General features: G+C 68.1%; 16 protein-coding genes. 7 read left to right on the top strand and 9 right to left on the bottom strand.

Annotated features, from left to right (window positions below):
- Positions 1 to 127 precede the first annotated feature (127 nt).
- Both M3148_RS15500 and M3148_RS15495 read right to left on the bottom strand, forming a co-directional pair.
- Complete coding sequence (locus M3148_RS15500; protein ID WP_251305633.1) at positions 128 to 1,246, bottom strand: tyrosine-type recombinase/integrase; 1,119 nt, start codon at positions 1,244 to 1,246, stop codon at positions 128 to 130.
- A gap of 58 nt (positions 1,247 to 1,304) precedes the next feature.
- On the bottom strand, positions 1,305 to 1,544 hold the full coding sequence (locus M3148_RS15495; RefSeq protein WP_251305632.1) for a helix-turn-helix transcriptional regulator: 240 nt from the start codon (positions 1,542 to 1,544) through the stop codon (positions 1,305 to 1,307).
- Positions 1,545 to 1,660: 116 nt separating this feature from the next.
- On the opposite strand from M3148_RS15495, the gene M3148_RS15490 reads away from it, so the two are divergent.
- Positions 1,661 to 2,281: a helix-turn-helix domain-containing protein gene (locus M3148_RS15490; protein ID WP_251305635.1), complete on the top strand. Its 621-nt coding sequence runs from the start codon at positions 1,661 to 1,663 to the stop codon at positions 2,279 to 2,281.
- Here the strand turns inward: M3148_RS15490 and mobF are convergent.
- The 4 genes from mobF to M3148_RS18375 form a co-directional block, all read right to left on the bottom strand.
- Positions 2,271 to 5,060, bottom strand: coding sequence for a MobF family relaxase (gene mobF, locus M3148_RS15485; RefSeq protein ID WP_251305631.1), 2,790 nt, complete (start codon positions 5,058 to 5,060; stop codon positions 2,271 to 2,273). The two genes, M3148_RS15490 and mobF, sit on opposite strands and share 11 nt — an antisense overlap.
- Positions 5,061 to 5,444: 384 nt before the next feature.
- Positions 5,445 to 6,914 (bottom strand): HEPN domain-containing protein, encoded by a 1,470-nt coding sequence (locus tag M3148_RS15480; RefSeq protein WP_251305630.1) that lies wholly within the window; start codon positions 6,912 to 6,914, stop codon positions 5,445 to 5,447.
- A gap of 132 nt (positions 6,915 to 7,046) precedes the next feature.
- Positions 7,047 to 7,280, bottom strand: coding sequence for a hypothetical protein (locus M3148_RS15475; protein ID WP_251305629.1), 234 nt, complete (start codon positions 7,278 to 7,280; stop codon positions 7,047 to 7,049).
- Entirely contained in the window at positions 7,255 to 8,937 is a 1,683-nt protein-coding gene (locus tag M3148_RS18375) for a DUF5677 domain-containing protein (RefSeq protein WP_251305628.1), read from the bottom strand. The genes M3148_RS15475 and M3148_RS18375 overlap by 26 nt, the downstream gene beginning before the upstream one ends.
- A 972-nt stretch (positions 8,938 to 9,909) precedes the next feature.
- On the opposite strand from M3148_RS18375, the gene M3148_RS15465 reads away from it, so the two are divergent.
- Positions 9,910 to 10,533 (top strand): hypothetical protein, encoded by a 624-nt coding sequence (locus M3148_RS15465; RefSeq protein WP_251305627.1) that lies wholly within the window; start codon positions 9,910 to 9,912, stop codon positions 10,531 to 10,533.
- 112 nt (positions 10,534 to 10,645) lie between these two features.
- Here M3148_RS15465 and M3148_RS15460 read toward each other — a convergent pair whose 3' ends face one another.
- On the bottom strand, positions 10,646 to 12,052 hold the full coding sequence (locus tag M3148_RS15460; protein ID WP_251305626.1) for an IS1380 family transposase: 1,407 nt from the start codon (positions 12,050 to 12,052) through the stop codon (positions 10,646 to 10,648).
- 1,008 nt (positions 12,053 to 13,060) lie between these two features.
- Between M3148_RS15460 and M3148_RS15455 the strand changes: the two genes are divergently transcribed.
- From M3148_RS15455 to M3148_RS15435, 5 genes are all read left to right on the top strand, one after another.
- Positions 13,061 to 13,792, top strand: coding sequence for a hypothetical protein (locus M3148_RS15455; RefSeq protein ID WP_251305625.1), 732 nt, complete (start codon positions 13,061 to 13,063; stop codon positions 13,790 to 13,792).
- Positions 13,792 to 14,313, top strand: a complete 522-nt coding sequence (locus tag M3148_RS15450) for a hypothetical protein (protein ID WP_251305624.1) — start codon at positions 13,792 to 13,794, stop codon at positions 14,311 to 14,313. Before M3148_RS15455 ends, M3148_RS15450 begins: the two co-directional genes overlap by 1 nt.
- A gap of 34 nt (positions 14,314 to 14,347) precedes the next feature.
- Entirely contained in the window at positions 14,348 to 16,015 is a 1,668-nt protein-coding gene (locus M3148_RS15445) for an ABC-F family ATP-binding cassette domain-containing protein (protein WP_251305623.1), read from the top strand.
- A 61-nt stretch (positions 16,016 to 16,076) separates the two neighbouring features.
- Entirely contained in the window at positions 16,077 to 16,514 is a 438-nt protein-coding gene (locus M3148_RS15440; protein WP_251305622.1) for a VOC family protein, read from the top strand.
- A gap of 64 nt (positions 16,515 to 16,578) precedes the next feature.
- A complete protein-coding gene (locus tag M3148_RS15435; protein ID WP_251305621.1) occupies positions 16,579 to 17,073 on the top strand; it encodes a hypothetical protein in 495 nt (164 codons plus the stop codon).
- A 71-nt stretch (positions 17,074 to 17,144) separates the two neighbouring features.
- Here M3148_RS15435 and M3148_RS15430 read toward each other — a convergent pair whose 3' ends face one another.
- Both M3148_RS15430 and M3148_RS15425 read right to left on the bottom strand, forming a co-directional pair.
- Complete coding sequence (locus M3148_RS15430; protein WP_251305620.1) at positions 17,145 to 17,648, bottom strand: SRPBCC family protein; 504 nt, start codon at positions 17,646 to 17,648, stop codon at positions 17,145 to 17,147.
- On the bottom strand, positions 17,645 to 18,022 hold the full coding sequence (locus M3148_RS15425) for an ArsR/SmtB family transcription factor (protein WP_251305619.1): 378 nt from the start codon (positions 18,020 to 18,022) through the stop codon (positions 17,645 to 17,647). The genes M3148_RS15430 and M3148_RS15425 overlap by 4 nt, the downstream gene beginning before the upstream one ends.
- Between the last annotated feature and the right edge of the window lie 64 nt (positions 18,023 to 18,086).

Genomic DNA, 18,086 nt, shown 5'->3' with positions numbered 1-18,086 from the left:
AACGGCATCATCGAGCTCCACCGCCGCCTCGCCCGCGGCTACCGCAACCGCGACAACTACCGTCTCCGTATGCTCCTCGTCGCCGGAGGCCTCAAGACGTGATCCCCACCGAATGTCCGAAGAGCCCTTAATCTCCCGTGTCGGTCACCGAGCCGGCGAGTGTCGTGGCGGGGTGGCCGAGTGACGCGGACATGATCGACTCCGCTGCCTTCCTCGTCCGGTCCTCGGCGGTCGGCCAGAGGTGGGCGTAGGTGTTGAGCGTCGTCGTCGCCTTCGCGTGGCCGAGCGAGCGCTGGACGGTCACGACGTCGCATCCGGCCGCGACCAGCCCGGAGGCGTAGAAGTGCCGGAGGTCGTGCAGCTTGATCCCGGACAGCCCGGCGTCGCGCAGCGTCTTGCGCCACCAGTAGCCGACGGTGTTCTGGTGCGGAGGGCCTTCCTCCTCGCCGGCGAAGAGCCAGCGACTCTTCCCGACGGTGCCGTAGTCGGCGACGTGCTTGGCGAGCACGTTCACCAGGCCATCGGCCAGGTAGACCACGCGCTCGGAGCCATACTTCGGCGCTCGTACGTCGATCTCCCCGCCGTTGAGGCGCTGAATCTGGCGGGAGACCTTGAGCGTCTTGCGCAGGAAGTCCACGTCGCCGAGTTGGACTCCGGCGGCTTCGCCGAGCCGTAGGCCGGCGAACGCGCAGAGGGCGATGAAGGGCCGGAACCGTTCCTCGGCCACGGCCATCAGCTGTCCCACCTCCTCGGGAGTGGGAATCGACATGGCGACGTCCGACCGACGGCGGCGGGGGAGGCGCACGCCGTCGGTCGGGTCAGAGCCGATCACCTTGTCCTTGACGGCGGCGCGGAACACCGACCTGACGTTGACGTACCGAGTCTTGATCGTGCCGGGGGCGAGACCCGCGGCGTTCATCTGCTTGATCCAGGCCTCAATGTCGGAGCGGCGGACCTCCTTCATCGGCTTCCCCGCGAACGGCGTTCTGGCCGCCAGCGACATTGCGAGCACGGTGCCGGGTGCCCAGACCTGGCGGGTCGACCATTCGCCGAAGAACGCAGCGAATGTGACCCGTCCGGCCTGGGGATCGGCGTACGTGCCGGTGACGACCGCCGAGGTGACCTGGTCGAGCCACTGCTGGGCGTCGATCTTGCGGCCGAAGTGCCGCGAGTGCTCCTTGCCGGCCTCGTCGCGGTACCGCGCCCGCCACTTGCCGTTCTCCCGTTTGGCGATGTTCCCCGCCATGACGATGCTCCTTTCGGGATGACTCCATGGTTACTCCGCGAGAGAACGGCAGGCGGCCTCAGCGGTGGTTCTGTGGACGGCTCGCCTGCTCGGTGAGCCAGCGGACGAGCTCGCTGCGCCAGTAGCGGACGTGGCGTCCGATCTTGAAGCTCCGTGGTCCGGCGCCGAGGTGGCGCCAGTAGCGCAGGGTGCCCTCCGGGACGCGGAGAAAGTCGCAGGCTTCCTGAAGGGTGAGCATCTCGTCGCCGGGGTTCGTGATGGGGCGGTTCTCGATGGGCTTGGTCGGTGAGTCGGTCATCGTCATGCTCCTCGGTGCTCGACCCGGCTGGGTCGTCGGCCGGTGTCTCCGGCGTCAATAGGGAGGTGTGCATGGCGCACCAATCGATGATCGGCGATCATTGACTGGTGGTGAAGATGACGGTGATTGAGTCTGCCCGGAGGGCGGCGGGCTTGTCTCAGCGCCGGCTGGCGGAGTTGGCGAGGACCCAGCAGTCGTCGGTGTCGGAGTACGAGAAGCGCCGGAAGTCGCCGACGCTGGAGGTCGTCGAGCGGTTGCTGGACGCTGCGGATGCGGAGCTCACGACGAACCGCCGGGTCGACTTCGTCTACCTCGAGGACCCCGTGCTGGAGTTCTTTGCGGTGCCGAACCGGCTCTGGCGAGTCCCGGTGCCCCGGTGCTTCTCCCGCGTCCAGCTCTTTCCGGTCATGGGATACGCGGACGGTAAGGAGATCTGGGACCTGTCGGATCCTGCCGAGCGGATCGAGTTCTATGAACTGGCGCTGTGCCACGCCCCCGACGACGTACTCCTCGAGACGGTGGACGGCGCCCTGTTGGTCGAGGCCTGGCCGAACATGCGCCTTCCTGATTCGGTCCGCGCGGCGTGGCAGCCGTTGATCGACGAGGCCAAGGGCGGGGCCTCCCGTGAGGATCCACCGCTCGACCCCGCTGGGTACAACGCGCGGATCGCGGCCGAGATGGGCGTCGTTTGGCCACGAAGAGGCAAGGCTTGGCACCGCATTCCCGTCACAGGCTGAGGCCACGGTCGCGGGCGGCCGTGACTGGTTGACGGCGTCGGGGGCCGTAGCGGTCGATCGCCTCGCGTGCCTGGCGGCGCGCCAACGCAGGTCCGAGGTCGGCGCGGGCGCGGCTGAAGATCTCGATCCACTGACCGCGGGCGACGTCGAGATTCTCGGCGACGAGGTGGGCGACGTTGGTCTGCCGACCGCGGGTCATGGCGACATACGCGGATGCGGCGCCGGTGTGTTCGCCGATGGCGACGTGGGCGTTCGTGACGGTGCTGCCCTGGGCGCCGTGGACGGTGGTGGCGTAGGCGAGTTCGACGAACCGGGTCGCGTAGACGGCGGGGATCTCCCGGTCCCGCCCCCGGCGGTGGAGCAGCAGGCTGCCATCCCTACCGACTCGGGCGACGGTCCAGGTCTGGCGGTTCGCGACCTGCAGGTCCGGATCGTTGCGTCGCGTCGCGACGCGGTCCCCGATCCCGATCCGGTCGCCGCTGGCAGTCGTGATCTCCACACGTGTGTTCTCGTGGTGGCGCTGGTGCCGGATGGCCGCGTTGAGGTCCGCGACCTGCTCGCGGGTGTCGGCGATGACGAGGTCGCCGCTCGCGCCGGCGGCGGCGAGAGCGGCGGTGCGTTCGACGTCGGAGGCGTGGATCGCGATATGTCCGCGGCGGTGGAGCGCGTCGAACACCCGGCCCGCGTCGTCGCCCGTGCGCATGCGCAGACTCAACGCGGCGTACTCGGGGTCGGCGAACCGGCGCACCTTCTCCAGGGTGACGATCGCGGTCGGGTGCGCCCACGCCGCCGCGTGATCGAGTACGCCGCCGCGCCCGACGGCGGGGAGCTGGTGCCGGTCCCCGACGAATGCGACCCGTGCACCGGCTTCGTCGGCGATGGTGAGCAGTGCTCGGGCGGTGTCCTGGTCGAGCATCCCGGCTTCGTCGACGAGCAGCAGGTCGCGAGGCCGGAGTTGGGCGCTCGGATCGGGAGCTGGGCTCGGCCGGCGAGTCCAGTGCCCGTCGGCGTCCCAGCGCCATCCGTGCTGGTGGATCAGCCAGGCGGCTGAGTGGCCGTCGGCGCCGGTCTCGGCGGCGGCGACCTCCGCCGCCTTTAACGTCGGCGTCACGACCATCAGCCGATGGCCCCGCCGGGACAGCAGGTGCTGCGTGGCCCGAAGCGCCGTCGTCTTCCCCCCACCCGCCGCGCCTTCGACCACCACCAGTGGTCCGTCGCCAGCCAGGGCACCGATCACGGCGGCTTGGGCTGGGTCGAGCAGGTCCGGGCCGCGCGCGCTCAAGCGGAGGGTATGGGCGGGGTGTGCCCGGCGCGCCATCCGGGCCACGACGTCGGCCTCGACCTCGAGGACTTGCGATGAGGTGAACGAGCGGATGTGCTCAGGTACGTCGGTCCGGTCAAGCAGCGTGACGCATCGCCTGACGGTGCGGGCGGTGATGTCCTCGGCGAGCTCGCCTCGCGCGGCCGGTTCAGCGACGAGACCGGTCTGTGCGAGGAGGACCTCGGTGGTCCCGCGGATGTCGGCGGTGTTCCATGCCGACCGTTTCGCCCCGAGGATGGAGACGACGAGGTCAGCTGCGGCGTCGCGGTCGATCCATCCCGGGCGCGGTTCTGTGAGTGGAACGGGCCGGGCCGGGTCGCGGTAGCCGAGCTCGCGCAGCTCGCCGTTCCAGCGCGCCACGAGGTCGCGGCCGTCCTTCGGGACGACCTTGTCGGGGCGGGCTTCAGCCCACGCGCGCCGGTCCCACGCCTCGCGCAGCCGGGGCCCTGGCTCCTCGCCACGGTGGGTGCTCCGCCAGGCGGCCTCGTAGCGGTCCACGTTTCGCCGGATCTGCGCGGTGCGGGCGCTGAATGCCCCGACGTACGGGATTAGCTGGCGGATCTCGTTCGTCGCCGGATCGAGCGTCAACCCGTGCGCGGCGAGCACCGCCCGGAACTGCGGGTTGGTCGCGACCGCGGCGTGGCCGATGCCGTTGATCGCCTCGATGCTGTCGCGGATTCCGATGGAGTGGATGCCGCGCCAGGCACCGGCGGCGTAGACGCGGGCGTTGATCTGGAGATGAAGGTGCCGGTGCGGGTCACCGGCACGGGAGGTGTAGTGCCGGATGACCGCGGCCTCGATTTGCTCGACCGGGACCTGTACCTGCTGCCCACGTGGCCCGACTCGCGTCGTCGCGTGCTGGGCGACCCAACTGACGATCTCGGCGGCGGCCCGGTCCTGCGCGTCGTCCAGCGCTGCTGAAACCTCCGGATGGAGCGCAGCGGCCAGTGACCAGGTCTTGGGCCCGTTGACGGTGACCTCGACGAACCGCAGCGCGTTCGCGTCCTGGCGAACCCAGCCCTTGGGACGACCGGTGTCGATGTCGGTGCCGGCGACCCAGTGCTCGTAGGTCTCGCCGTCCATCGAACCCGCGTGCCCGACACTCTCTGACGTCGCCGTGAATCGCTCGGCGACGCCGGTTCCCTCACCGAGGTAGTAGTCGTCGGCTCTGGACCGGTCGCGCTCGACGTATGCCCGGGCGGACTTCGCCGCGCCGCGGTAGAACTTCACCCCACCGTGCACCCGGATCACCACCTCCGTGGATGTCCGTCGACAACCAACGGAACCCCAGAAATGCCGTGTGGGCCGCCCGATCGCGGACGGCCCATCTACGTCATTCGTAGCATGCGTGCCGCTTGATAGGGAGGGTGTGTGGACGGCCGGAAGGTACCAGGCGGGGGCAGATTTTTGGGACCGTAGAGAGCCAACGATCTTCAGCGAGAACTGGAGATCGGGCATGGCAGTCGGGTGAGAGTGGCAGGCGTGGGGAGGTAGGCAGTTCGGCCGCTGAAGACAGGCTCCTTCACAAGCCAAGCGCGGAGCTTGGACGCAAAACTCCGTCCCGTAGGTGGCCCCGTTGCGGACTCGCCACCGGTCTGGCCTCACGGAACGCTCAACCCGCGGCAGTACCTTTCGACTGCGAGCGTCCCGCTGGTGGTCGCTCAACCGGGATGGACCTAAGTGGCTTGGTGCACCGTCATGGCGACGAGCGGACGCCGGTCGCCGGCGGTTGTGGTCGCGTTCGACGACACGTCGCTTGTGGAGTCTGCCTGGAGATCGACGCGTTCTCCGCAATGTGTTCCGAACGGGCAATAGAGACGATGTGAGTGTGTGGCATGGGCGCTACGAAGCCGGGAAGTATTTTGCCGAAAGGCGGCACGCGCGACTGAGTTCGCCGTTGGCTGACAGCGCCTTCAGCAGGCGCTCCTCGGACAGGCCCAATTCCAGCAGAATGTTCGCCAAGACCACGGCTCGGGTCACGTTCATGATGGCGTGCAGTTTCAGTGTGTCGTCACCGGACCGGGCCGAGTGGGAGAGGTCGTGCCGGGCACGCTTGGCCGCGCGAACCCAACCTGCAGGGTTTGGCAGGAGCCGGTCCCGACAGGACTGCGGCAGTCGCTCCGCAAGACGCTCCAGCCGTTGTCCGAGCGAGAACCCGCTAGGGATGAACGACTTCAGCCACTTGCGGTCATCCTCATCCAGTGCGTCGAGCGCGGGTTGCAGTCGCTTCTCTGCATCCGCGCGCGAGGTGGCGGGCTTCTCCTTCAAGTCATGGTGGAAGGCTTCGGCAGCTGCCACGGCTGTAATCAACATCGTCTCGACGAAGTGGTCAGACACGTAGCGCGCGCCGACGATCATGTTGCAGGCCGCGCGGAATTGCTCCTGAACCCTCCACCACCGAGGCACGACGTCTGCGAAGGGCAGGTCGTCCAGGCTGAACACCATGCTGTGGCTGTCTACCGCCTTCGCAGTTGGGTCTCCCTCGCCCCGGTATTGGGTGTATACGTCGACCTCCCGGGAGTAGTTGTGCGTTGAAGGCTCTTCGACGGGCTCAGGGCGTGGCAGGTACGCCTTGAGCCACAACAGCGCGGGGCCGCGCCCGGTCGCAAGCGCCAGGAGGTCTTGGAGGCGAGCGACGTTGGCCATAAGCATGGTGAGGGAAGCGCGTTCGTGCGGCTTGATACCGAGAACCGTCCTGTGCTCGACCCGACCGCGCGATCCACCCCGCATCGCGTCAAAGGTCGGGAGAGTCAGCCAGTGAGCCAGGGTGATTCCGGCACCCTCGACCTCGGCATGTTGGTCCTCCAGGGGCTTGAGTTCGATGTTCGCCTCTCCGGTCAACCGACTACCCGCGTCGTCCCAACCCATGCTGGCCGTCATCGCGCTCTCAGCCGACCAGAGCCAGGCGTCTTCGATGGCGAAGTTCGCGCGAGTAAAGACAGCCTGTTCCGGACCCTCCACGTGTACGCCGACAAGTGCAGTTTGCGCCCTTAGTGTCTGCTCGGCTGGCCCCTCCCCGGGGAAGCCAAGCCCGTACGTCTTGCTGCCAGCGGCGTAGGCGTCGATGAGCGTGATTTCCTTGTTGCCGGCGTTCCCGTGGATGACTGGGAAATCCCTGGTCTCGGCCAGCACCGCCCAGGCACCCGGCCCTATCTGCCTGCGCACTTGGTCATCGAAGCCACCTACCAAGACCAGTTCCACGCCGGACCCAGGTCGGTAGCTCAGGAAGCCCGCGTGATGATTCGAGGGGTCCTCTGGAAGCCACCAGTGACCCCTCCACGTCTGCTCCTCATGCAACCACGGTGTGCCCATGTCAACAGCGTAATTGCCGTCACGGTAGGACCAAGCTGCCCTGACCCGCGAGGCAACGGCCGAGGTGGTGGACTACCTGCGCCACACTCAGTCGGGCGCTGTGTCTGATCCCGCAGCCGTCCTACCCGAATATCAGTCCGAGCGGAAGCCGACGACGGTGGGCGAGGGCCAGTCGCTTCCCGGCAGTGGTGAGTCGCTGTACGCCGCTGGCGAGACGTGCGGAAATAGGCAGCCGAGTTCGTTGCGGTCAGGGTTGATGGCTGGCACGCCGAGGGCCGAGTACTTACGCTTCTGCGGCGAGCAGGTCGTTCGCATCCGCGCCGTATCGAGATGCAACGCACTATCGGGCATCATCTTCGGGCTCATCACCCTCGCCCTCGAGCCATGAGAACGCTGCATCCACCGACTCTTCCTTTGTGCCCAGGATCGACAAACTCATCCGGATGATCGTGTAAAGGCCGCTGAGCCATGACCGCGCCAGCGTCTTGTCGTCACCACTGCTTAGGCTCAAACTCGGGATCAGGTGAGCACGGTGCATCACATTGAGACACCGCTCCATGCCGTGTGCCTCGATCGACCACCACTCGCCGTGCACGATGCCGCTCTGAAGCTGGAAGGAGTTCCGGTACAGGTCGGATAGGCCGACCTCTGCGGCCATGTCCCGGAGCGTCTTCCCGGATGCGAACGTGCTGCGGGTGTCGACAGAACGGACGTCGAACACTGAACCCGTGTGGCTTAGGCGGTCGAACTCGGCGACGCCCTCCTCTACGGATTCCTTGATGGCTTCGTTCGAGCCGTGCCAGCCTTCGGGGAGGTCTTCGAGGATCCGCGCGTAGAGCTTCGCTTTGCCGGCGCCGTAGTCCTGGTACGCGGGATAGATACTCGGGTCCTGCGCGGCCATCCATGCCAGCTGAATCCTGGTCTCCACCAGCATCCGGCCGATGTGCGCACCATGCTCGAGACACCAGAGATCCGGTGCCCCGAGGACGGCGATGACCTCTCGGGCGGCCCTTGAAACCAGTCCGGTGTGAACTTCCTGACGCTCTTGGTCGTAGAGCTGCTGTGGGGATGTCTCAATGGCTTCGACGTAGCTGCTCATTAGATCCATCGCGGTCTGGCGGAAATCGTGCTCGCCGTGCGGGTCCACGTCCTCGATGCTGGTTGCCGCCGGCCCATTCGCTGGGCGTTCGCCCTCCTCGTCTTCGACCGTAGCCGCTTCCGACTCTTCGTCGAGGCCGTCGCTGGGTCCCTCGAGTTCGCGCTTCCGTCTACACATGGTGGTCATGGAGTTCATGCCCCAAAACACGCGTGCCCACCTGATGGAGTCGTCGAAGTACTTCTCGTCCTCGTGCTGAAGCAACCCCTTCATTGCTCCCCAGCTAGCGCGGACAGTGGTGTCAGCCTGAGGCCTGGTCGCCTCGTCGTTGGGATAGTTTTTCAGGAGGTCGATTGTGTGCTGGTCGCTAGTGAAGGTGCCGGCCTGTACTGCACTCCAGATTAGGAGGCATTTGATGAGCGCCTCGCGGTGCCCGTCACGGAGCACACCGAACAGCGATGCCGCAATGAGATCCACGTCGTCTTGGTCCGGTGAGGCAAGTTCGCGCTCCGTGAGCCAGGCGGCCGGACGCTCGGGGTAGGTGCTCAGTGCCTTGGAAATCTCATCAGTGAGCAAGTAGTACTCGACTGCTCGCTCGCGCATGACGTCTGCAGCGCCGTCGTGGAGCGCGACCAGCCGGTCGAGGCTGGTGAGACGGCCATCGAGACCTGCAGCGAGGGCCTTTGCTGGTACGAGATCCTTCAGATCTGCCTGGACGGCACCTTGCCAGCGAGCGAACCGGATGAGGCTGGAGTTCCCCTGGGACTCAGCAATCATCAGCGGCCAAAGATAGTCCGGCACGTCGTCGCGGAACCAGTCGTTCGGCGTGAGCTGGACGGTCGCTGCGAACTCTGGGACGAAGAGCCGTCCCCTGCGTACGTGACCGGCCATCGGACCGGACTTCTCGACGTGTTGTTGCTTGGCCACACCCAGATGGTACGAGCCGCCTCGGGCGGACTTCGCGGATTTGCGAAGCCCCCACCGCCTCATACACCCGGATCTGCTGATCGTGTTGGCTAGGCCTTTCGTCGTCGCGGATCGCAGCGCAGACACGAGAACACGTCCTGCGTCATGTCCATGGCCAGTGCCTCTGCGCGAATTGAGAGGCGAACGGGCTCTCAGTCCGACACAGTCCGCAAGCAGTACAGACGGGTGGGCTTGACAGGGCTGTTGTAGAGCTCGGAGTCTCTAGGCTCGATGGTAGAAGCTGGCACGTCAGGGACGTGGCCTCTGCTGCGGCAAGACATGGCAGCGGGACGAGTGCCATAGCGGTTCGCGGTCGCTAGCCTTCAGCGATGGAGAGAACCGATGCTCCGGGACACGGTTGGACGCGGATGATGGAACTGTCGCGCGTGCTAGTGCCGACCATTGAGGTCCGATCGGTTCCTAATACGCCTGGCGTCTACGTTTGGTTCAGGTTCGGGGCGCCGGTCTATGCGGGGAAAGCGAGTGGCGCTGGAGGCCTTCGCGAGCGCATCGGCAAGCATCTCGAAGTCGGACGGGATCTCAGCCGGTCGTCGCTGCGACGAAACGTCGCGGAGCGTCTGTTAAACGTCCCGACGTCAGTAAGTCGACAACGACCGTCCGTCATGACGTCGGAGCAGATCGCGACCATCAACGAGTGGATCCGAGGCCTGGAACTCGCATGGGTGGAGTTCCCGACTCCCGCCGACGCTGTCGCGTTCGAGCGCGAACTGCTCCGAGAGTGGATGCCTCCGTTGGGAAAGCGGTGAAAGCGGTTCGTAGGGGAGTGGCGAGTTCTTCTTGGCATGAACTGGCGGTAGCTCTGGTGGTGGGGGGGGCGAGCGGGTCCAAGGGCGCCTCGTTGGACAGCAACCCCGAGAGGAACATTGTGGCCAGCGGATCCCAGGGAGAACGGCGCCCCAGCGAGGAGCATCAATGAGCGACGACGACCCACTGCTGGACTCACCACTCGAAGCCGGGTTCCGGGCTGCACATCAGGCGTTACGCATCCTGGCCCCACCCAACACCGTCGCTACAGCGGGCGACGCCTACCTACCGGACATCATTGACGAGCTCGAGGACCTGGTGCGGCTAGCCCGCGACACCGCCGCTGCACACCTTGGCCCCACCATCCGATGGGTGGCCCCGCAGCCGCCGCGCGACCAATGGGCGCAGGTTATCGTGCAAGTCGACCTCGACGGGTACTCCAAAGACGATCCGCTCGGCGCCTTCCACATCGACGACTGGGAAGACTCTGCACTCGCCCGGGCTGGCCGAGCCTACAGACGTGAATGCGGCTGGGACTTCTCGCCCGGCGAGGCCGGCATCTGGCTCCTCTCCGTGGCACCGTACTCGTCCATGGGAGGGGGCGACCGGACAAGCTGGAAAGGAACCTTGAGCGGGTTCGCGATCTTGCACGACCGGGACGACGACGGCGAGTACGAGTCGCTGGCGCATCTATGGACGGCATATTCGTGGCGCCGCCGTGGTGTCGGATTAGCCCGGATCTTTCATGGGGCGGCCGGGCGGGGTGGTGGCCTCGTCGGTGTCTGTGGCTGAGTCGATTCTGACATCGAGGTGCGACAGAAGGACCGAGTGTCGTCTCGGGTGGGCGCCGGTTCCATGGCCGGGGGGCTTGCTGAAAGGTCGTCGGGACAGGAAGTTCGGGGTCTCAGCCTGGAGCAGCGAGCCGGCGAAGACGCCGCAGGCCCTGGTGAGCGAGGCTTGCCCAGGGCGCGGTGTCGGCCAGGTGCAGGACAGTGCGCCGGGCATGGCGGGCGATGGTGGCCGGGATGGTGAAGATCCGCAGCCGTAGTCGCTTGGGCTCCCAGCGGCGGGCATCGTGAGTGGTGAGGGCGAGCATCTGCATCCAGGCGGTGATCTCCGCGGCGAGGGCGACGATGGCGAGCCAGATCTGGTTCTGTGCGAAGTCGTGCAGCGGGAACGCGCGCAGGCCGGTGTCCTTGGCGGTGCGGATGCGGTCCTCGCAGCGCGCCCGGCGGCGGTGACGCAGCTCCAGGTTGGCGAGCTGAGTGCCGGGACCGCCGGGGCGGGTGTTTGTCGCGAACGCGGTGACGCGGTGGCCATCGATGTCGGTGATGCGCAGCTGAGCACCAGGGTGGGGACGTTCCTTGCGGGCGATGACGCGCATCCCCGGCGGCCAGCCGGTCAGGTCGAGCAGGTCGGTGAGCTCGGCGACCCAGGCCCCGTCACGGATTTGGTCGTTGGCGTCGAGGGCGGGCTGCCACACGTCCTGGGGGATCAGCTCCAGCAGCTCGGGGGTCTCGGCGGGCAGCGTGAACCCCACGGAGTAGGACAGCCGCTGGCCGTGCATCCACTCGATGACGTCGTGGGTGCAGCCGGCGCCGTCGGTACGGATAAGAACCTTCCTGCCCGCACGGGTCCCGCGCCGGTAGCCAGGCAGCTGACGCAGCGCGTCGCGGATGACGGTGATGTGGTCGGCCGCGGTGTTCGAGCCGGCATTCCCGGCCCGCAGCATGAGCGCCAGCGGTTCCCCGCTGCCCTCGTGACCGTGGTCGAGGAACGCGCACAACGGATGGAAGCCGTAGCCGCGTTTGAACGTCGCCCCAGCGCGCTCCTTGTCGGAGTGAGAGGTCACCAAGGTGGCGTCCACATCGATGATCAACGGCGACTTGGCGCTGGTCTCGTGGTCCGGGGCGTGTTCACCGGCCAGCGACCATGCCCTGGTGCGGGCGGCGGCCCGCGCCGTGTTGATCGCCCGCAACGCCGCGGTGGCGTCGGTGGCCAGGGCGTCGATGGTGCGCGAGACCGTCGGGTCAGAGGCCACCGGCCCGTAGAGGTCGGGTTCGGCGCGCAGCAACGCGACGTCTGAGAGCGTGTCCCCGCCCAGCGCCAGACACGCCGCCAGGTCGGTGATGACCTTGGCGGGGTCGTGGACGGCCAGCGGCTTGCGCCACGGCGCCAGCGCCTCCGACAGCTCCGCTCCCAGACCGGTGGCCGCGATGGTTTCGGTCAGTAGCACCCCGCCGGCCTGACCGACCGCCGGGACGCTGGCCGTGTCGACCTCGACACGTGGATAGGCGCGGGTAGTCTTCACCTTGAAGGTGCTCCTCGAACTGGTTGCGGTTGGTCCTAGACAAACCACATCGTCCCAGGTCAGGAGCACTTTCTACGTCAACGACACGGAACCATCGCCGCCCTGCCGTGAAAGCACCGGGTTAGGCCTCGTCCGGGAGGCGCGCGAACGGTTCCCGGTGAGCCATGTCGAGGGCCCTTTCACCGATGTCGGCCGGCTGCTGCTGGAGGCGTGTGCCCCAGACCTCTTGGAGCAGCCGACGTGAGCCCGCGCCCCGAGCACGAGGTAGTGATCCGGTCGCGGGCTGCCGAGCTTCAGGCGGATCCATCGACCAGGCTGACCTCGGACCAGTCAGACGCCCGGTTGCTCTTCAGCTGCGAGCGATTCGCCGCTGACTGATCCTCCATCCCGGGATGGAGGAACATCTCGACGCGATCGTCGCTACTACGCTGCTGCGCTGGATCCCGCGCTTCCGGGCCCGGTTTCGAGCCCATGGAGCAGCTCGAGAGGATTGAGGAGTTCCCGAGTCCGATGCCCTGCTGTTCGAGACCTAACGCCGGGCGTTGGTCAGAGGGATTCCGCGAATGGCCGTTCGCCTCGTTCGCGACGACAGATTCGAGTTGATCGGTTCGTGGACGCTCGCCGTGCCTCTGCCTCCACCGCGGCCACCATCGCCGGGCGAGCTGGAACCTAGCGGTCCGCAAACAGTCCGCAAGAAGTCCGGCGGAGGCCGATGACGACCAACCAGACCCAACGGTCCGATAGTAGCGTTTGCGCAGGTCAGGGCGGGTTTTAGACGTCTACCGACGGCGTCCGTCACCAGCCAAAATGGGCCGTTTTCGTTCCGCTTCAACGTGTAGCGGGCTGCGTCGTGCGGCAGGGTACGTACCGTGAACGGCGGTGACATGACGACGCACGAAGGCGGGACATGACGACGGACGCACGCGCCCGGGTGACCAGGCCGCACGATGACGACGACGGCCGCGGGCGGATCAGGCCGGACGACCGGGACCCCTGGACGGTCGAGCGGTGAGTGTGCGCTCCGAGGCCCGCCGCCACCGTGACGAGCTCGGCGGTGTCGTCGCCGAGTACTGGGACAAGCCCACGCCCCTGGTGATCGGCATCTTCGTGGCGGTGTGGCTCCTGTTCTCCGGACTTACGCTCATCAATCCCGGGGAGACCCTCCTGCTGGCCGTGGCTCCGACAGTGACCTTTGCGTTCCTGCTCGCGGTGGCGCTGCTGTACGTCGGCCACGAGCGGCTGCTCGTGTGCGAGCGCGGCCTGGTCATCGGGTCCTTCGCCCCCGGCTTGCGACCCTACGTGCTGCGATACGACCAGATCGTCCCCGGCAGCGTGGTCCCGGTGACCGGCGCTCGCCGGTATGCGAGGGAGACCGGTCCCGGCGGTCCCGCGCAGTCGACTGTGCGGCGGAACGCCTGGACCCGGCAGGGCCTCCACCTCGTCGGCCCCTCGCCGAAGGCCGCGCGTCGCCACCGTGCCAGGTTCGCGGCGTTGCAGGACCCGCCGCCGCGCTCTGTCGACGGTCGCTGGGTCTGGTTCGCCGGTACCGGGTCGACGCCGCCGGAGCAGGTCACGGCTCAGATCGCGCGGGCGGCGGGCGCGGCAGGAGCGGTTCAGCTGGCCCAGGCCACCGCCGCCGCGCCGGTCCGCGAGCTGAGCGGGAACCCCGCCGATGCCGCACGGCAGCTCCCCGGCTTCCCTGCCGTTCCCGATCTGCGGGGCCGCGAGGTCAGGCGGTGATGGTGTCACGACGAGAGCGGCTGCGGGCTGCCGCCAAGCTGCAGCGCGAGATGCAGGAGCAGCACGGCGAGGGCTTCGAGGGGGCGATGGCGCAGGCGTGGGCCGCGAGCGGCCGCACCCGGGCGGAGCGGACCTACCGCGAGGCGATGGCACGCAACAGCGAACAGCGATTCTCGGTGAGCGACGTCATCCTCCCCGAGAGGCTTCTGCACCCCGAGGAGACGGTGCTCGACGTCGCGGTGGGCGGACTGTCCGCGGACACGTTCCCGCTGCTGCTGGTCACTGATCGACGTGTCATCCTCACGATCGACCAGCCGTGGCGGCGTTGGCCGGCCAAGCGCGAGGCGCCCCTGACCGACGTCCTCGACGCGGAGGTCGTGCCCTTCTTCCTCCTTGGCCGGCTCCGGGTGCGCCTGCGGCAGGGCACGGACATCAAGCTGAAGCTCGGCGCACAGGAGCGGCCCAAGGAGGTCGCCGCGCTGATCAATCGCCTGGTGAGCGGGGGCACCGCGCCGCGGTGAGGGCCGAGTGCCTCCCCGATGACAGGATTGGGCGATGACCGCGACCCTCGTGACCCACGGCCTGGCCGGCGGGTACGGCCATCGCACCCTCTTCGACTCGCTCGACCTCACTGTCGCGCCAGGTGACGTCCTCGGGGTGGTCGGTGCCAACGGCGCCGGGAAGTCCACGCTGCTCAGGCTGCTCGCCGGCAGGGACCAGCCGCAGGAGGGAACCGTGACGCTGTCACCGGCGGACGCCTTCGTCGGCTGGTTGCCCCAGGAGCACGAGCGCGTCGTCGGTGAGACCGTCGCCGGGTACATCGACCGCCGCACGGGGTGCGCCGAGACGACGAGGGTCATGGACGCCGCGGCGGCGGCACTCGGCGACCCGTCACTCGCCGAGGGTAGCGGCGTCGACCCGTCCGACGCGTACTCCGCGGCGCTGGACCGCTGGTTGTCCAGCGGTGCCGCCGACCTCGAGGAGCGCCTGCCGGTCGTGCTCGCCGAGCTGGGTCTGGACCTCGGCGGGGCGCGGCCCGAGCAGGCGCTGATGACCTCACTGTCCGGAGGGCAGGCCGCACGTGTCGGGTTGGCGGCGTTGCTGCTGTCCCGGTTCGACATCGTGCTGCTGGACGAGCCGACGAACGACCTCGACCTCGACGGTCTCGAACGGCTCGAAGCCCTCGTCCAGGGGCTCCGTGGCGGCGTCGTCGTCATCAGTCACGACCGCGAGTTCCTCGCGCGGTGCGTGACGCGGGTGCTGGAGCTCGATCTGGCTCAGCGCACCAACCGGGTGTTCGGCGGCGGCTACGACGCGTACCTGGAGGAGCGAGAGGTCGCCCGTCGCCACCGGCGGGAGAAGTACGACGAGTTCACTGAGAAGAAGGCCGACCTGGTCTCGCGGGCCAGGACCCAGCGGGAGTGGTCGAGCCAGGGCGTGCGCAACGCGATGAGGAAGGCGCCGGACAACGACAAGATCAGGCGCAAGGCCGCGAGCGAGTCGAGCGAGAAGCAGGCGCAGAAGGTCCGTCAGATGGAGAGCCGCATCGCTCGGCTCGAGGAGGTCGACGAGCCTCGCAAGGAGTGGCAGCTGCAGTTCAGCATCGGGTCGGCGCCGCGCTCCGGGTCGGTGGTCTCGACGCTCAGCTCGGCGGTGATCCGGCAGGGTTCCTTCGCGCTCGGCCCGGTGTCGTTGCAGGTGAACGCGGGGGAGCGGATCGGTATCACCGGACCGAACGGCGCCGGCAAGTCGACACTCCTTCGCGCCCTGCTCGGCCAGCAGCTGCCGGACGAGGGAACGTCGAGCCTGGGGGCCAGCGTCCACATCGGCGAGATCGACCAGGCGCGCGCCGTGCTTGCCGGGTCCCAGCTCCTCGCGACAGCCTTCGAGTCGCTCGTCCCGGACCTGGCGTCCGGGGAGGTGCGGACGCTGCTGGCGAAGTTCGGGCTCAAGGCCGACCACGTCAACCGACCGGTCGACGAGCTGTCACCGGGGGAGCGCACCCGCGCCGGGCTGGCGCTGCTCCAGGCTCGCGGCGTCAACCTCCTCGTGCTCGACGAGCCGACGAACCACCTCGACCTGCCAGCCATCGAGCAGCTCGAGCAGGCGCTCGAGTCCTACGACGGAACCCTGCTGCTGGTGACCCACGACCGGCGGATGCTCGCCACGGTGCGGACCGACCGGCGGTGGCACGTCGAAGCCGGCCAGGTCACCGAGCTGTAGCGCTCCCCGGATCCCGGCAACACCCTTGTCCGCCGACCCGGCGCTCGCTAGCGTGCCGCCCATGGCCATCAGGCTGGACAACGTCGGCATCGCGGTGCAGGACCTCGACGCGGCCATCGCCTTCTTCACCGACCTCGGTCTCACCGTGCTCGGCCGTGACACGGTCAGCGGCGAGTGGACGGACACCGCCGTCGGGCTCGACGACAACCACGCGAACATCGCGATGCTGCAGACGCCCGACGGCCAGGCGCGCATCGAGCTCTTCGAGTACCTCCGCCCGCAGGCCATCGAGACCGAGCCCACCCGGCCGAACGAGATCGGCATGCACCGTGTCGCCTTCGCGGTCGACGACCTCGACGACGCCCTGGAGGTGGCGGCGCGGCACGGCTGCCACCCGCTCCGCGGAGTGGCGACGTACAAGGACCTCTACCGGCTCACCTACGTGCGTGGCCCGAGCGGCATCATCGTCATGCTCGCCGAGGAGCTGAAGCGGACGTGACGGTCGGCTGTGCCGTGCGTGCCGGGAACGCGTGTGGCGAAGTCGGCCGAACCGGGAGTGGGCCGTGATCCGCAACGTGCACGAGCGCGAGATCGCCGCGGACGCGGAGTGGGTGCGTGAGCTCATCAACTCCCTGGCGAGCAGCTCGGACCGCCTGTGGCCGCGCGACCAGTGGCCCGCGATGAGACTCGACCGGCCCCTCGGGGTCGGCGCGACGGGTGGGCACGGACCGGTGCGGTACGTCGTCGAGGCGTTCACTCCCGGTCGCTCCGTCACCTTCCGGTTCACCAGACCGGTGGGCTTCCACGGAACGCACGGTTTCTCGGTGACGGCGGTGGGAGAACGGTCCAGCGTGCTGCGGCACGAGCTGGTGATGAGGGTCAGTGGTGCGGCCACGGTGACGTGGCCACTGGTCTTCCGTCCGCTGCACGATGCGCTCATCGAGGAGTGTCTGGACCGTGCGGCGTCCGCGGCAGGTGATCCACCGGCGGTCCCCGCTCGGCGCTCGCGGTGGACCAGGCTGCTGCGAGGCCTCCTGTCGGCTCGCCGGCGCCGATGACGCAGCGGTGAGGTGTCGTGGGCACTCTTCAGGAGGCAGTTCGCGAGGGGTAGCGGCGCTGGGGAGCGTCGTCAGCCCTCGAGGGCCTCGTAGTAGGCGCTCATGGCCGGGTAGTAGTCGTCCCAGTCGACGTCCGCGGCGTCCTCGCCCGCCAGGGTCCGCGCCAGTCGGTCGACGTAGTACTCCCACCCGGGCCCGACGCTGCCGAGCGGGTCATCGCCGAGCGCCTGGGCGAACACGAGGGTCGTGACCTCACCGTCCTGGCTGAGCTCGAAGCGCAGGTGCCAGACCCCCTCCCCGACGGTGGTGTCCGCGGCGAAGCGGTGGGGCGCCCTGCACTCGGTGATCGTCAGCTCCTCCGGCCCGACGTCGTCGCCCTCGGCCGTCATGAAGAAGGTGACCTTCCCCGTGGCGGGGTCCCCCTCCCACCGCCCGATCCACCGCTCGAGGCGGTCTGGCTCGGTCATCGCCGCCCACACGTCGCCGATGGGGGCGTGGAACTGGCGCTCGATCTGCACCTCGCGCCCGTGGGTGCCGGTGCCGAGCCGGCCGCGCGGTTCTGGTGTCGTGGTCATGATGAGCTCCTCTGGGACAGGTGGTCGGACATGGTCCGGGACTCGCGCGCCGTCCTGCGCACCTCGAGGTCGAGGGCTGCCAGCTGCCCGTCGGTGACCGGCAGCGCGATGATCGGCTCGTCGACCGCCTCGAGCCGGTCCAGCAGCTCCCGGACCGGTGAGAGTCCGTCCGGGCGCAGCGCGTAGATGCGGTGGCGTCCGTGCTGGCGCACGTCCAGGAGGCCTGCCTGGCGGAGCACCTTGAGGTGCCGGCTGATCGCAGGGCGGGAGACTGCCTCGGTCGCGGCCAGCTCACCGGCCGACTGTGCACCGTCAGCCAGCTCCAGAAGCAGGCGGCGTCGCGTCTCGTCCGCCAGCGCCTCGAACACGGTCATCCCCGATCCCCGAAGCGTAACGCTACGGTTACGCATAGGCTATGGGATTGCGCCCCGCCGGGGT

The organism is Georgenia satyanarayanai, from assembly GCF_023715365.1.
GTDB lineage: Bacteria > Actinomycetota > Actinomycetes > Actinomycetales > Actinomycetaceae > Oceanitalea > Oceanitalea satyanarayanai_B.
Note: the sequence above shows the minus strand (reverse complement) of the source record. Positions and strands in the feature narration are given on the sequence as shown.

What these genes read in the sequence shown, in the direction of transcription:
- M3148_RS15500 (WP_251305633.1), bottom strand. Translation starts at nt 1,246, where the DNA reads ATGGCGGGGAACATCGCCAAACGGGAGAACGGCAAGTGGCGGGCGCGG.
- M3148_RS15495 (WP_251305632.1), bottom strand. Translation starts at nt 1,544, where the DNA reads ATGACCGACTCACCGACCAAGCCCATCGAGAACCGCCCCATCACGAAC.
- M3148_RS15490 (WP_251305635.1), top strand. Translation starts at nt 1,661, where the DNA reads ATGACGGTGATTGAGTCTGCCCGGAGGGCGGCGGGCTTGTCTCAGCGC.
- mobF (WP_251305631.1), bottom strand. Translation starts at nt 5,060, where the DNA reads ATGCCCGATCTCCAGTTCTCGCTGAAGATCGTTGGCTCTCTACGGTCC.
- M3148_RS15480 (WP_251305630.1), bottom strand. Translation starts at nt 6,914, where the DNA reads ATGGGCACACCGTGGTTGCATGAGGAGCAGACGTGGAGGGGTCACTGG.
- M3148_RS15475 (WP_251305629.1), bottom strand. Translation starts at nt 7,280, where the DNA reads ATGAGCCCGAAGATGATGCCCGATAGTGCGTTGCATCTCGATACGGCG.
- M3148_RS15465 (WP_251305627.1), top strand. Translation starts at nt 9,910, where the DNA reads ATGAGCGACGACGACCCACTGCTGGACTCACCACTCGAAGCCGGGTTC.
- M3148_RS15450 (WP_251305624.1), top strand. Translation starts at nt 13,792, where the DNA reads ATGGTGTCACGACGAGAGCGGCTGCGGGCTGCCGCCAAGCTGCAGCGC.
- M3148_RS15445 (WP_251305623.1), top strand. Translation starts at nt 14,348, where the DNA reads ATGACCGCGACCCTCGTGACCCACGGCCTGGCCGGCGGGTACGGCCAT.
- M3148_RS15440 (WP_251305622.1), top strand. Translation starts at nt 16,077, where the DNA reads ATGGCCATCAGGCTGGACAACGTCGGCATCGCGGTGCAGGACCTCGAC.
- M3148_RS15430 (WP_251305620.1), bottom strand. Translation starts at nt 17,648, where the DNA reads ATGACCACGACACCAGAACCGCGCGGCCGGCTCGGCACCGGCACCCAC.
- M3148_RS15425 (WP_251305619.1), bottom strand. Translation starts at nt 18,022, where the DNA reads ATGACCGTGTTCGAGGCGCTGGCGGACGAGACGCGACGCCGCCTGCTT.